8 protein-coding genes are annotated in these 15,596 nt (G+C 42.0%); 2 read left to right on the top strand and 6 right to left on the bottom strand.

Annotated features, from left to right (window positions below):
* Positions 1–13: 13 nt before the first annotated feature.
* On the bottom strand, positions 14–3,277 hold the full coding sequence (locus KHS79_RS12800) for a sensor domain-containing protein (protein ID WP_212719550.1): 3,264 nt from the start codon (positions 3,275–3,277) through the stop codon (positions 14–16).
* A gap of 438 nt (positions 3,278–3,715) precedes the next feature.
* Between KHS79_RS12800 and mnmC the strand changes: the two genes are divergently transcribed.
* Positions 3,716–5,788, top strand: coding sequence for a bifunctional tRNA (5-methylaminomethyl-2-thiouridine)(34)-methyltransferase MnmD/FAD-dependent 5-carboxymethylaminomethyl-2-thiouridine(34) oxidoreductase MnmC (mnmC, locus tag KHS79_RS12795; protein WP_212719548.1), 2,073 nt, complete (start codon positions 3,716–3,718; stop codon positions 5,786–5,788).
* Positions 5,788–7,191 (top strand): NAD(P)/FAD-dependent oxidoreductase, encoded by a 1,404-nt coding sequence (locus tag KHS79_RS12790; RefSeq protein ID WP_325167615.1) that lies wholly within the window; start codon positions 5,788–5,790, stop codon positions 7,189–7,191. The genes mnmC and KHS79_RS12790 overlap by 1 nt, the downstream gene beginning before the upstream one ends.
* A 73-nt stretch (positions 7,192–7,264) precedes the next feature.
* Here KHS79_RS12790 and KHS79_RS12785 read toward each other — a convergent pair whose 3' ends face one another.
* From KHS79_RS12785 to KHS79_RS12765, 5 genes are all read right to left on the bottom strand, one after another.
* Positions 7,265–8,686, bottom strand: a complete 1,422-nt coding sequence (locus tag KHS79_RS12785; protein ID WP_212719546.1) for a hemoblobin-interacting domain-containing protein — start codon at positions 8,684–8,686, stop codon at positions 7,265–7,267.
* A gap of 13 nt (positions 8,687–8,699) precedes the next feature.
* Positions 8,700–9,083, bottom strand: coding sequence for a hypothetical protein (locus tag KHS79_RS12780; RefSeq protein ID WP_212719545.1), 384 nt, complete (start codon positions 9,081–9,083; stop codon positions 8,700–8,702).
* A gap of 491 nt (positions 9,084–9,574) precedes the next feature.
* Positions 9,575–10,588: a hypothetical protein gene (locus KHS79_RS12775; RefSeq protein ID WP_212719543.1), complete on the bottom strand. Its 1,014-nt coding sequence runs from the start codon at positions 10,586–10,588 to the stop codon at positions 9,575–9,577.
* 474 nt (positions 10,589–11,062) lie between these two features.
* Complete coding sequence (locus KHS79_RS12770; RefSeq protein ID WP_212719541.1) at positions 11,063–12,070, bottom strand: hypothetical protein; 1,008 nt, start codon at positions 12,068–12,070, stop codon at positions 11,063–11,065.
* Positions 12,063–15,596 (bottom strand): toxin VasX, encoded by a 3,534-nt coding sequence (locus KHS79_RS12765; RefSeq protein WP_212719539.1) that lies wholly within the window; start codon positions 15,594–15,596, stop codon positions 12,063–12,065. The genes KHS79_RS12770 and KHS79_RS12765 overlap by 8 nt, the downstream gene beginning before the upstream one ends.

The following is a 15,596-nucleotide window of genomic DNA, read 5'->3' as shown; positions in this document are numbered from 1 at the left end:
GATCTTGTTTTTATTATGAAGCAATTTTATTAATAGGTTGATGAGTTCTTAAGTATTTTTCCAATCCATCAGGATCAAGTGGATTACAGTACAAATAACCTTGTGCTTCATCGCAAGACAAGTGTTGTAAGTACTGTTGCTGCTCAATGGTTTCGACGCCCTCTGCCACTGTTCTTAGGCCCATTGTTTTTGCCAGGGTAATAATTGAGCGCACAATGACGATATCATCTTCACCCTCAGAGGTTGAAGATGAAATTTGATGGACAAATTGCTTGTCAATTTTGACACAGGAAATAGGTAGGCGATTTAAGTAACTAAGGGAAGAATACCCCGTTCCAAAGTCATCAATAGAAATCCCTACCCCCAATTCCTTAATATCATTGAGCAGCATCACAGAGCTTTCGACATTTGACATTACGGCTGTCTCTGTGAGTTCTAACTCTATATCAGAACCCTGTAATTGATGCTTATTTAACAAATCACGAATATTAGTATGCAGCTGATGATTTTGCAGTTCATAAGCGGATACGTTGATTGCCACTCGGAGTGAATAGCCCTGATGTTTCCAGCTTGCTGCTTGGATAATAGACTGTTCAAGCACCCATCGACCTAGTCGATGAATCAAACCTGACTGTTCAGCGATAGGAATAAACTCGGAAGGAGGTATCATTTGGTATTCAGGATGATCCCACCGTGCTAACACTTCAGCCGCAGTGACTTCACCATTGAGTAAGCTTAAACGAGGCTGATACAGCAAATACATTTGAGAAGAGCCAATCGCATGCTGCAAGTCTTTCTCCAGTCTGGCTCGGCGCTGCATAACCTCGGCTTGCTCTTCCTGAAAGAGTGATACTTCAAGCCCTTTATGTTTAGCTTGATACATCGCCACATCCGCATTTTTAAAGAGTTCAGACAGTGTATCACCATCCTCAGGAAAACAGGCAATGCCTATACTGGCTTCCAGCTGAACTTGATTACCGTGGATATTGCAAGGCTCATGAAAGGTGTCATGAATACGGTTGGCTAAGTCTAGCGCCAGCACAGAGTTACACTCAGGAAGAATCACCGTAAACTCATCTCCTCCCTGACGGCACAGTGTATCCATCTCTCGTAAACAACTTTTAACCCGCCGACCTAGCTCCACTAAAACACCATCTCCCACATCATGCCCCAGCGTATCGTTGATGTGCTTAAATTTATCTAAATCAATTAACATCACAGCCATACTGTGATTGTGGCGTTTAGCGATAGAGAGGCTTTGCTGTGCACGCTCAAGGAGTAAGCGGCGGTTCGGTAAATTGGTCAGGGAATCATAAAAAGCCATGTTTTCAATCTGCTCCATGCGCAATACCCGGTCAGTGATATCCTTGTGGATACCAATAACCCGAGCTGGTTGCTGGTTAACATCATAAGCAACCACTTTAGCGCGAGATAGCATGTGTATGACTTCCCCATTTTTATGGATCATGCGAAATTGAGCTTCATGCTCCCCTTCTTCAACCACTTTATGGAGTAAGAACTCTCGGGCATGTTCCTGATCGTCTGGATGAACATATTTAATCCAGGCATCCAGTGATTGGCCAAACTCATCAGGGCTGTAGCCCATCATGGTGATGTAGCGGGGACTGTAAAATACCCTGTTCTGCTGCAAGTCAATATCCCAGATGCCCTCATCTGCCACTTCAAAAGCATAACGCAGCTGCTCTTCACTGGCTTTGAGCCGCTCTTCGGCTTCTTTTCTTGGGTTAATATTGGATACTGTCCCAAGTAATCGTGCGGGAAAACCTTGCCGGTTAAAGAGAGCTTTTCCTCGCTCCAATACCCAAAAATAATAGCCTTCTTTATGGCGCTTCCGATGCTCACTGATATAAAAGTCAGTATCACCACAGGTATGGTTTTGAAGCTCCCTTAAGGTTTTTACGCGATCATCGGGATGAATAATGGACAACCACTCTTGTCCTTTATTACTCATATCCCCTTCTTCATAACCCAACATGGCATACCAGCGTGGAGAGTAGAAAAATACATTATTCACTACATCCCAGTCCCAAATACCATCCTGACTCCCCTCTAACGCAAGCTGCCAACGCTCTTCAGACTCTTTAAGACGATCTACGGCCCATTTTTGCTCAGTAATGTCAACGCCAAACCCTGTAATCCCCGTAATGTAGCCATCAGAGGTTAGTGTTGGGTAGTAACGCATATCATAGACAATGCGTTCCCCTTCGATCGATAGATAGGCCTGCTGCTTTTGCGAAGTCTCACCTCGCACAATTTGGTTAAAAAAGCGCAGCCCTTCCTCTTTGTTGATAATTTTTTCAGCCAACGCCAAATACTCCATGCCCACGCCAATTTCATTACCTGTTACCCGCTGCATCAGCTGCCGATGGGTTTCATTGAACAGGGTATAGCGAAAGTCCAGATCCAACGAAAAAACCTGAATGACTGGGCTGTTTAACATAGCCTGCACTTGGCTACTGGCAGCATTGATGCCCTCTGCCGTGGTGACTGGTGCATGCATTCTCTCCAGCGTTTCTCGCAGCTGATTGACTTCTTGCTGCATTTCCTTATGGCCAGAGAAAATGGAAAAAAGCTGCTTTTCAGTCTGTCCCTGAGTAGGGAGACTTTCCCACTTGGTGTAGAGCAGCAACGATAAGGTCGCGACCACAACAGCGACGCCTACGCCGATAATGCCAAAATGGGTAATATCTTGAGCATAAAGATAATTTGTAAACGCGGTAAATTCCCTAAACAGCAGGTCGAGCAATAAAACCCCCAAAACGGTAATCATTACTCTGACTACCAAAGGTAACCACGGTTCTAACCTTTGGATACACTCCCAGGTCACTGCAGTTAAAATAAAGGTGATAATAGTGACTAATGCACTCAGTAAGCCTGGTCCAAGTAAAGGCACCATAAACATAGGGTCAACGGCTATTTTTTCTGCAGAGAGGGAAATAAGAAGCAGATTCATGCTTGGTACTAATGCACTAACAACACATATACCAATACCTACGCGTGCAGCAAAATCACCTTCATAGATATACAACAGCAGAATTTGCAACATCATGCTGCTATAAATGGCAATATCTACCAACAATAGTGATTGAGGATCTTTTGATAAACGCAGATCAGCATAGCCAAAGCGCCATAACAGCACACTCAGGATAACCAACATGCTGTAGGTAATGGCTAGGCTCAAATGATGCCGCAATCGAAAGCAAAACAGCACCAACAACTGCATTATGATCGTGATAACAATAAAATTAGCTATCACCCCACCCCCTCGAAGGCTGCTTAACGTCTGACATGGGCTAAGTTATAAAACCTACACTCAACAACTTGCTCATACTAAAGCCGCTTAAATTGTCACACAGGCATCCACCTTCCTTAGCTAACCAGGTCTTTATCTAAATGTAGTTCAGCACCGCTATCGGGCAATAGTTCAGTAAAAAAAAGCGTCAACAATTACCCTAATCTAAAAAATCTTCAATAAAGTAACAAAGAGACTGTCAAATATTTGTATTCATGCCTCTCTTGGAATTTGTAGCCAGTTTTCAACAATATTCTTTAATGCTTATTCAGTGCGTCAGTTGCAAAAAATCATTTACAGAAAAAAACATTCACAGGAAAAAAAAGTACCATCTTCGGTATCATATACCCACAAAACGTTATAAATGAGTAAACAGTTGATGGATACTAGGAGTAAGTAGTTTTGAACACCGAACATCCAAGCCAAAAAACTCTGCCAGCGAACATTCTCTGGGATGAAAACGGGCAGCCTGTATCTGCAGAGTTTGATGATGTCTATTTTTCACGCCAGTCAGGCTTAGCAGAAACCCGCTATGTTTTTTTACAACATAACCAGTTGCATACACGCTGGCAGCAACTTGATACCCATCAACAATTTATTATTGCAGAAACCGGCTTTGGCACCGGACTTAATTTTTTATGTGCATGGCAGCAATGGCTTGAGGCTTGTAAGCCGACGCAATCCTTATCATTTATTTCTGTAGAAAAATATCCACTGACTAAAAATGATTTAGAAAAAGCACTCAAATTATGGCCAGAACTAGACCCTCTTTGTGAACAATTACTTGCTCAATACCCCTCTTTTTTTACTGAAGGTATGCACCGGTTTTATTTTGCCCATGGCAATGTCCAACTAACACTTTTAATTGGTGATGCTTTAGAGCAACTACCACATTTAGCACAGCAACGTAGGCAAGCGGCGCTTAACAACTGGGCTATTGACGCCTGGTTTCTGGATGGTTTTGCCCCCGCTAAGAATCCCAAAATGTGGCAACCTGAATTATTTTCGACCATGGCCTGCCTAAGTAAACCAGGCACCACATTCAGTACATTTACTGCTGCAGGTATAGTAAAAAGAGGCTTACAAGCTGCGGGCTTTTCTATAGAGAAAGTCCAAGGGTTTGGCCATAAGCGCGATATGTTAATTGGCCACTTAACGAGTAATCCATCAATAGCAAAGACGATTCCCTGGTGGCACCCTCCACAGCCAAATGGCTATGCGTTAAATAAAAAATCTAACGACTCAACAAATACAACACTCAATAAAGAAGCCATTATTATTGGTGCAGGTCTGGCAGGAGCCAGTGCTGCATTTTCCCTTGCCCAACGAGGCTGGCATGTTAAGGTCCTTGACCAACATTCAGGACCAGCTCAAGCGGCATCCGGTAATCGCCAAGGCATGCTTTATGCCAAGCTCTCACCTCACCAAACACCACTATCACAACTGATATTAGCGGGCTATCAATACACCACCCGTCTTCTACCACAACTATTACCCTCAGAAACTCATCAAGGCAAAAGCTGGAATAACTGCGGCTTAATTCAGTTAGCATTTAATGAGCAAGAAGCCAAACGTCAGGCAGCCTTAATAAGCAGTCAGTTATTTCCTGAACAATTATTTGAATACCAAACCACAGAGCAATTAACTGAACGTGCAGGCAGCAACATTCAATACCCAGGTTTATGGTGGCCCACCAGTGGTTGGGTCTGGCCACAGGCGTTATGTCAAGCTATGTTGGCCCATCCTAATATCACTACCCACTACCAGCAGCAGGTAACATCACTAGAGCGCCATGAACAACACTGGCAAGTCAATACATCAGATCGATATTGGCAATCAGCCCACGTTATCATTGCCGCAGGCCATACCTGCCAGTCACTATTGCCAGATGTTGAACTACCTATGAAGGCTATTAGAGGTCAAGTCAGTCAACTGCCTTATCAGGGCCTGAGTCCAAAAACAGTAGTATGTGGTGATGGTTATATTTCACCCATGGTTGATAATGTATTACATGTGGGTGCAACCTTTACCCATGACAATGATGCGAATACTTGCTCAGCCCAGGATCGACGGGAGAACTTTCAGCGACTGAGTCAACTTATGCCAGAGCTTTATGAGCTTGCCAAAAACACTTTGGAGCCTGACTCCCTCAATAATGACAAGGTCGGCTTTCGTTGCAGTAGCCCAGATTATTTACCCATTGTAGGGCCAATACCTGACCAAATACCCTTTATTGAACACTATGCCCCACTCCGACAGAATGGCAGTACCACATTCACGACGCCTCCACCTTATCTACCTGGATTATGGATTACCGCAGCTCATGGTTCCAGGGGGCTTATCACCGCACCACTGGCTGGCGAAATTTTAGCAAGTTACCTAGCAGGTGAACCAATACCTCTGACAACAGAAGTATTACAGGCTACTCACCCCTGCCGCTTTTTAATACGAGGATTAAAACGCCGACAAATATAGTGATCCAACATGCTATTGATATACCACTGAAACGAAGTTTAGAAACAGCACCTCCAAACTATGGAGGTACTGATAATAAGGATAATCCACCTATGCTTGATGGCTTCAACTATGATTCGCTAATTCACACAAAAACACATCCTTTGTCGTATTATGCTGCAACACGAAAGCCCTGGACTTGGCCACAACTTCAGGGTGAACAAAGGGTTGATGTGTGTATCATTGGGGCTGGCTTTACTGGCTTAAGCACCGCTTTATCACTGGCTGAGCAGGGTTATCAGGTTGCAGTGCTGGAAGCACATCAAGTGGGCTGGGGAGCCTCTGGACGCAATGGTGGTCAAGTACTAACAGGTATTGGTCATGGACTTGACCCTTTTCGTAAAACCCTTGGTGAAACAGGTATACAACTACTGTGGGATATGGGGCATGAAGCCGTAAAGTGCGTCTCCGATTTAATCCATAAATATCAAATAGACTGTGATCTTACCTGGGGATTTCTTGAAACCGCTTTAAAACCCAGCCATATGAAAGCCATTGCAGAACATATTGAAGCCTGCGAACACTACCATTACCCTCACCGTTTACAACAAGTTAATCAAGAAAATATCCAACAGTATATCAACTCTTCAAGGTATATTGGTGGCCTTATTGATATGGGGGGCGCCCATCTTCATCCATTAAACTTATGTTTAGGCGAAGCCCAGGCTGCCACCAAACTAGGCGTGCAAGTTTACGAAAACTCACCTGTACACAGCATTAGCCGCGGAAAAAAAGTAATCATTCAGACGCCGCATGGCACTATAAAAGCAAACTATTTAGTAGCCGCAGGTAATGCCTATTTAGGTCATTTAATCCCAGAAATCAGTGGTAAAATTCTCCCTGCTGGCAGCTATATGATAGCGACAGAACCATTGGGAGAACTCCGAGCCAAACAGCTCCTGCCTTATAATATGGCGGTATGTGATTTACGAACGGTATTGGATTATTTTCGCTTATCTGCCGATCACCGATTATTATTTGGCGGTCTTTGTACATACACAGGAAAACACCCTAAAAATATTCAACAATCCCTTTACCCTGCCATGCTCAAGGTTTTCCCTCAATTGTCGGACATTAAAATCGATTATGCTTGGGGGGGCTATTTAGGCATTGGTATGAATCGTATGCCACAATTAGGGATCATTGATAATAATATTATTTATGCACAAGCCTATGCTGGTCATGGAGTGAGTGCCAGTCACTTACTAGGTCAATTAATTGCTGAAGCCATTAATGGTGACCATACACGTTTTGCCGTCCTTGAAAAAATTAAACACCATAATTTTCCAGGGGGAAGACGCTTTCGGTCACCCTTACTCGCATTAGGTATGCTGTATTACCAGATAAGGGATTGGCTACATTAACGCAGCATAAAAGCACCATGAGCAGTAGAGACCAAGAAGGTCCTCTACTGCAGGAGGAGTCAATTAACCGGCCTCACCTTTCCATTAGTACTTCCAGTGTCACATCCCTAAAGTCTTTAGCGATTAGCGTAATACGATTTTTTCCCTGCATAAATCGCTCACGGCTAGTGATGATTAAAGCATTTTCTATAATCGTATACTCATAGTCCCACAATTGCGTAGCACCTACTTTGACTCGCTCAAGATGCTGTAACCAGGTCACGAGTGTTTCACTAGACTGATTTGACGCTGAACGGATTTCGACGGCACCTGTTCGCTCATCGAAAAATGCATCGACGTCTGGAGCTTCTACCGCTACTGCCTGATTAAAAGCCACAGCCTCGCCAAAATGTCCATCAGCCAACATATACTTCACTTGATAAGGACGCCCTTGATACTCTTCAGGGTTTAACTGCACAAAGTCGTCAAAGGGTAGATGTTGCCCCTCGACCTCTGCTTCCATTGTGGCATAGGTATAATCTTCCCAACTGTAAAACAATGCCGCAGTATTACCTCTTACCATGGTTTTTTCAGTATTTTCCCATGCATCAATAATACGTTCTACAGCAAGTGTCTTATAGCCAAGTGCTTGCAAAATATAAGCATTACTAACCAAGTCAAAATCAAATACGACAGCAGCATTCATATAAGGCCCTGAGGCTAGTGAATCAGCAGCACTACCCTCAGTCGACATAACAGATGATGCACTGTTATACCCTGCAGCAAACTTTAACGCCCGCTTGGCCGTTTCAAATCCCCAGGCTTTAATCTGTATAGTATGCACCCCTGGGGTCGAAACCACATGATCATTTATCGTCACCAAATTTGAAACAACACGATAGTCGTTGCCAGCCAATACCTTATTATCAATAACAACTTCATAAACAGGGTTTTTAAAACGATAGTTAAAACCTTTTAGTTTAAGGGTAAGCTCCTGCCCTACCATTGGTTGTCGACCATTCGAAACAAAAATCTTAGGGGCTTTTTTGGTCAAGTGGACATTAATAAAACGTGGCTTATAGCCATGAGCTCGCACCACAATTTCATGCACACCATTAAACCCATCAAGGGGAGCCGACTTACTATTTATCAAAATGGCATTATCCCGTAATTGCCATATTAATTCACGCTCATTGGCGGGGTTTCCTAACGCATCTGTTTTGGCTACTTTGTAAATTGCCTGAGACCACGCTGCATCTGGCGCAAAAGAAATCACAAGATCATTACCCAAAGGGGTATCATCAGCAAATAAATACTGAGGTTTGGGTTGATCTGCCGTTAAATCAATTTGCGCCTGTTTTGGATAAATACGGACATTACCAGCCTCATCAAAATAACGGGTATGGTAATCAAAAACCGACATACGTAAATAACCAAAGACTTTATCTGGTGCAGCAAAAACTGATGATACATTGGACAGTAAAACACCAAAAACAACGATTACTTGTTTTTTCATGCTCAACACTCCCTTATCCATTTTTCAACGTCAATAATTGGTGAATCGATCCTTGTGCTGACCTGACTTCTAACCAGGTATCACCAAGATTCCTTACTTCTACCTTCAACACCAATCCTGTGGTATCAACGTTTTGAAAAGTCACTGTTTTTCCATTCAAGAAAAAACGTGCATCAGGGGGGAGTATTTTTTTCAAATGGATGACAGCATAAGCCGTATGTTGAATACGATAAATACCAGAACTATCCGTTCTCATGTATTCATTTACTGTATTTTCAACAATGCTATGGTCAACAGAAGATCCTTCATTCGCACCAAGCACCAGAGGTAAAGTAGCAAAGCCACATACAGATAACCACAAACTACCCTGAATGATAGCCTTATTAAAACGATTCATAATGTGTCCCTATTTGAATCTCAATAACCTAACACTGCGTAATTACCCAATTACACAGTGCACGACTTCCTTTTAACAGGCTAATCCAGTTCAGCGGTTACTTTATGACACCTTGAATTACATGTATAGCCCCTTCACTATGGGCTGAACATAAAGTATACACTCATTATTATTGTTTTATATCCCTTTCATTCGGGACAAAAGCATTGGCGGTAGGTATATTAATTACAGCCATTATAGATGTCCAGTTACATGCACTATTTTTAAAAATTGTTAGTGGTTCACTTTATATACCCAATACGAAGGGTTTTTAGTGGGGCTAGTCTGGTATGTTAAGACTAGCGATAGCATCAACAGTTTTTTAATGGTGCTAGCTGGGTGGTCAAGCGATGAAGCCCCCGGAGCTTATATTAGTTTGGGTGAGCGCTATGAATAGCGCACATAAAATTGATTCGCGAAGGGTATACACACAATAGTTGATTACCAACGCACTACTCATTAACTGGCGTATAATAGCGCCCTTCAGCTTTTGCCTCAGCAATTCGATGATCCATATCAAAAAACTTTTCACGACGTTTATAGCGTTGCCGCCATTTTTTTTCGAGTTCGACTAACTCAACAGAAGGCTTAGCCCATTGTTCTTTTGGTAAAGGCTTAGACCATTCTTCAGCTTCCGGTGAAAATTCAACACTATATAACCGCTCTTTTAAAGCTGCGTATTTAAATGCCCAAAAACGCCCTAAAAACCAATCTGCTAGCAATTGTTTAATCCAATCTCCCCACTCAGCCTGGCGGCGCAGTTTTTTACGTTTCTTATAGTGCAAGGTGGCATCTCGCTGAGTCATATCAACATCAGGGATATGATCAGGGCCTAACTCCATAAATGAACGAATACACTCCCATTGCATAATACCTGCTAATTCAGTACCACAAGGCATTCGCCAAACACCTAAAAACCCATGCGGATCATCGGGGGCAGGTGGTCCCATACCAAATAGCGAACTCCGATACGCGATGCTATCCCCTATTGTACTTGCACTACTCACCCAAGCTTTAAATGATTCCCAGGGCACAAGATGTAGCTGTTTTTTTTCATCAACCCAAGCTACTTCTCGACGCTGTCGATTAATGCGGGTCTGCATGTTCTCTTTGCCATGTTTGTAATGTGAGTAAACAACAATAAAGACACAAATAATTAACCATAACAGCCATAAACAAAAAACTCCCAAAGATGCTGTTACTTGGTCAAACCTTCCTGAAAGCAAGTAGTAAATAAAAAAATAAATAGAAATTAATACTAGAGCAGAGCTAGATAAGCCAAAGTATAGTAATTCAAAAGCAGCTTTAGCATTTCCACTACCAATATCAATGTATACATTATTTTTTTTGACCAAGACACCTAGATGATCTACAGCTCTATAGCCTGTCCATATAGGTAGAGGTGATAATATCAGTGAGGTAACATCATCACTCTGCTCAACATCTGAGAACTTATATTTTTTCATGCTATAAATGTCTTAGTCACAATAATGGCTAGTGCCTTATAAGCAGAACAGCAACGCAGACCCGCTGTTAATATATCCCTATACGCTTGACTATGGCATCCATGCCATAGACAGTCTGCTAATCTGTTCAACTTAGCGGCAAAAACTCCTTCATAAGTAAATTCAAGCTTTTAAAAGCATACAACCACTCTGATTGAAATTAGCACCATGGTTATATGCTGGGGCAGGGTTGTTTATTGAGCAGGTGCCGGGAGCACCGGTAATGTCAGAAGCCAGGGAAGGCTTTCTGACATGAGTGAAATAAATGACCCTGTTTCAGCATCTATACCCACAGTGAAGGATTTTTAGGGGCGGCCGTCAAGCGATGAAGCCCCCGGAGCTTATATTAATAAGTGACTGGGGTGAAGAGCGATGACAACAAACCCTAAAATTGATTCGCGAAGGGTATACACACAATAGTTGACTACCAACGCACTACTCATCAACTGGCGTATAATATCGCCCTTCAGCTTTTGCCTCAGCAGTTCGACGATCCATATCAAAAAACTTTTCACGACGTTTATAGCGTTGTCGCCATTTTTTTTCGAGTTCGACTAACTCAGCAGAAGGCTTAGCCCATTGTTCTTCAGGTAAAGGTTTAGACCATTCTTCAGCTTCTGGTGAAAATTCAACACTATATAACCGCTCTTTTAAAGCTGCATATTTAAATGCCCAAAAACGCCCTAAAAACCAGTCTGCTAGCACTTGTTTAATCCAATCTCCCCACTCAGCCTGTCGGCGCAGTTTTTTACGTTTCTTATAGTGCAAGGTTGCATCTCGCTGAGTCATATCAACATCAGGGATATGATCAGGGCCTAACTCCATAAACGAGCGAATACACTCCCATTGCATAATTCCAGCTAACTCAGTACCACAAGGCATGCGCCAAACGCCTAAAAAGCCATGCGGATCATCAGGAGCAGGCGGTCCCATACCAAATAGCGAACTTCGATACGCGACACTATCCCCTATTGTACTTGCACTACTCACCCAAGCTTTAAACGACTCCCAAGGCACAAGATGTAGCTGTTTTTTTTCATCGACCCAAGCCACTTCTCGACGTTGTCGATTAAAACGGGTCTGCATGTTCTCTTTGCCATGCTGCATATGAGAAATAACAATAAATGATAAGCATAATAAAATTATAAATAGCCAACAACACAGAAGTATTAAAATAACTGTAGAATGACTAAATCGTCCGTAAATAAATACATTTAAAAATAAATAAGACAGCAATAAGATGATAGAAGCTATTGACTGGCCACCATATAAAAGCTCAAATGCCCCTTTAGCATTTCCACTTCCAATATCGATATATACATTATTTTTTTTGACTAACACACCTAGATGATCTGTTGCTTTATAACCCGTCCATATTGGAAGTGGTGACAGTATCAGTGAGGTTACGCCATCACTCTGTTCAACATCAGAAAACTTATACATCTGCTTCACCCTCATCTACGGCATAGTTTAACCAGGCATCATTGATTGAAAATAGTTTCAATGCTTGTTCTCCTGGTAAAGGGTCATCATAATCTAAAACTGGTACTAGACCTGGTTTGTCGTCATCTTCATATTGAAATTCATCCAACTTAACAGTATACCGGACATAATTTTTATCTTGTAGTACAGGCTTATAGGCCATGTCCGGTCTAGAAATAAGCTTAAAGCTAAGACTCGTAGCATTTCTTAAAGCTTCTCTTGATACAAAGCATTTCAGTTGCAGCATATTATTGTTAAATATCGCTTGCGTTGTCGCTAGCATATAATAGGTGACATCTTGTGCCTGGTAGTCATTAGCTGCGGCAATGCCTACTTGTAGAGGGGATTCAAACTGTTGCAATGGTGGAGTTTGCCTGGGTACGACAAAGCTACTGCGTTTAATACCCGGAATGGAAACTGTTACATCTACCATATTATGTGTTAAAACAGATTCAGGATGTTGATTATATACACCCTCTTTTATGTAGCCATCAACATAATACTGAACTTCAATACGTGGACGCATAATAGCATCCGCTAACTGTTGCTGCTCTTTCTGATAACTCCAGCCTTGAGTTTCGTTCCCCCAGTAACAACGCTCAATCCACACCATAATAGGCGGTGACTTATAAATTTCATAAATAGCTTCACCAATCAAAATCAATACACCACCGGTTACTAACCAGGGTATCGCACTGGCAATAGGTGCAGCAAAGCGCGCCAGTGCAGCCCCATAATTCAAGCCATGTAAACGAGCATATTCAAATGCTTTAAAAGCATAATAACCCTGTCGTGCATTACCGATTAAAACTAGAGTATTCCCCACCATCGAGGTAGCGTTGCCAGCTGCTGCTACATAGTCATCATCTTCTAAAGCATCACTCACTTGTTTAACTTTTTTAAAGTTATCTAGTAACGCTCCCACTCCATCAATAAAACTTAACCCTAAAGTAGAAAAGATCACTACCTTCCCAAGCTTATTCACTAAGAAAGGATTACCCCGCTCAATACCACCTTCAATACTTTGTCGCCAAAGTTCTATACCTACAGATGCAGTAGCAGTCATTGCTCCAAATACATCAGCAAGGATTTCAGTAATATCTAACCCTGTTAACGTCTGCTTATACGCAATGTCCTCAATCGTTGAAAACGCATTTAAAATATTGGATATAGCTAATAACGTGGGCAGTATGATGCCCTTAACACTACTTTTTAAGCTCTCTTGTGTATGTCCTTGGTTAAAGTTACCCCAAATTCCACTTCGATAGTTTTCAATATGTTTATGTAGGGTACTAATTTCACCTTGATCTAAACCATCAATTTTAAAACCACTCATCCCCTTGCTGTTGTCTATGGGGGAAATATAAGAACGAATTGTTGCTTCAGCATCTTGTATCGCTTGCCATTTTTCAAATGAAGCTTGTTTTAATGCGTCCAGTTCTGTTCTCAGTATTTTTTCTGTGGCTTTATCACGTCGCTTTAAAGCTTGTTTAATTTTATGCCGTAGTTTTTTACGCTTATCACTTAACCTACCAACGATAGTCTGATCTTTACCTAACTCATTTAAAGCTCTCTCAAATTCATTTGCAGCGGCAGCATCTGGCAAACGAATCATTAAATTATCGTTCACTGCCGCATTAACCAACAACATGTCAAAACCGACACCTGTAGTACGAATAACACGGCGGGCACGTTCGACAGTATCAGCATTACGTACCAAGTTAGATGTGCGAGTTACCTCTTCCAAATAAGCCGGTGTCAATGCCGCAATTAAACTGCCACGTAATTCAATATGCTCTGTTAACTCTGGAAATTGATCTAATTTAAGTCGGGATTTTAATTCAGCAACGTCTTTGGCTGAAGACAGAATAGTCTTAATATCGTCAGCACTACCCGACGCATTATTCATTTCATTGACTGAGAAAATGCTGTAATTGGTAATAAATAACGAAGCCAGATTATCTTCGCCAAACTCTTCAATATACAGCTTATGCGCCAATTTTACGCCTTTGCCCTCAGCATCACCACACAGATTAGCAATACAACAAAAGTGGGTTTCGTGTAAATGCTTTACTTGATCCGACAGCATGGGGTCAAAATACCATGCCGCCTGATTAAATCGAGGTAGAAGTGCGGCGCGATCCTCAGTATTTTCTTCTTCCAGTAGGGTGATATGTTGAGCGAGTGCATCAGCATCGTCTAAAAACCGTTCCATTTCCTCTGTACGGACACGCTGCTGAATACGCGGCACATTCCACATACTGGTGTCCTTGTACATATTGAACTTACCATTATAGTAGTTCTCCACCAATTTTTTATAATGGTCAAATTGGCTACCATGTTTTCGCCTCAACGTTGCTTCTATTCGGAAAGCTTCCTCCTCTTTCGCTTCTGCTTGTGCAACGAGCTCATCATAACGTCGCTTGGCAGCAGATCGTGTATGAGGATCACTATTCCGCGTAACACTACGTCTAAGAATGACTATTGCTTTTTCTCTTAATAGCTTCGCGTCATTGCGTAACTCAGCTATACGGGTAAAAGCATCTAAACTTTCCTGATCCAACTCATCAAGTTTTTGGTAGTCTTCACTTGTTTTTAAGTGGTTATTTAAGTCACCTTTCGTGATATGGTATAACCCACGAATAAATTGTCCTGAATGAAGTGCTTGTTTATTTTTTTCGTACCACTCACGTTTTTCTCGATAAATACACTCAGCATGCATATCAAGATCATGTAATACCCCAAGCATGTCGTGTAATACAAGCAGAGCAGTATTAAATGAAGTACCTTGGGTTTCATTCAACACCTTACCAGTAGACGCTCCTGCCAAAGGTAATGAGGACCAGCTAAAATCTATCCATTCAAAAGGTAAGCTATGTTTACGTTTAGCCGGTTTTTCCGCCTGTTCTTTTCCAATACATTCACTAAGTACATTACCAATTTCACTCAAGGGCACCAGGTGGGTCGCACCATCACCAAAGTCATAATCACTAAGCTGTACCCTTTGCATATACTCATAGCGCAAACGTGGATCAGCCTTTAATTCAGCTATTTTCGAAGCAGACCACGCGACTTCTGAATACGCAACCTCAATATAACCTTGTCGTTTCAACTTGATCGGCTTTTTTAAAAAGCTGGGATTACCTACCTGATCTTTTTGTTCCCAATAACGTGACTGTTCACCATCATGTTGAATCTCAAATGACAGTAGCTCATCAGGCTTTAACGAATGAAAAAGATACACAAACCCTTTGCGGGCTAAACGAACACCAATAGGCTTGATCGTTGCTGAAAAACCTGGACGAAGTGAAGGATAATCAACTTTTTTTTCAACGAGAGCATAGCGTGTTGGGTAAAGGTAGATAAACTCCTCTGTAACCGGACACTGAGCAATGCCATTCACTGTAGCCCCATCCACAATTTCTGCACGGGCTTCTTCACGATTAGCGGGTTTACCATAAGGACTATTATTGCTGGTATCACTCAT

It is taken from the genome of Zooshikella ganghwensis (genome assembly GCF_018263875.1).
GTDB lineage: Bacteria > Pseudomonadota > Gammaproteobacteria > Pseudomonadales > Zooshikellaceae > Zooshikella > Zooshikella ganghwensis.
This window is presented reverse-complemented; position numbering and strand designations above follow the sequence as displayed.

Bases quoted from the DNA above. Each gene is read 5' to 3' on its own strand.
- KHS79_RS12775 (WP_212719543.1), bottom strand. From the start codon at position 10,588: ATGAAAAAATATAAGTTCTCAGATGTTGAGCAGAGTGATGATGTTACC.
- KHS79_RS12785 (WP_212719546.1), bottom strand. From the start codon at position 8,686: ATGAAAAAACAAGTAATCGTTGTTTTTGGTGTTTTACTGTCCAATGTA.
- KHS79_RS12780 (WP_212719545.1), bottom strand. From the start codon at position 9,083: ATGAATCGTTTTAATAAGGCTATCATTCAGGGTAGTTTGTGGTTATCT.
- KHS79_RS12770 (WP_212719541.1), bottom strand. From the start codon at position 12,070: ATGTATAAGTTTTCTGATGTTGAACAGAGTGATGGCGTAACCTCACTG.
- KHS79_RS12765 (WP_212719539.1), bottom strand. From the start codon at position 15,596: ATGAGTGATACCAGCAATAATAGTCCTTATGGTAAACCCGCTAATCGT.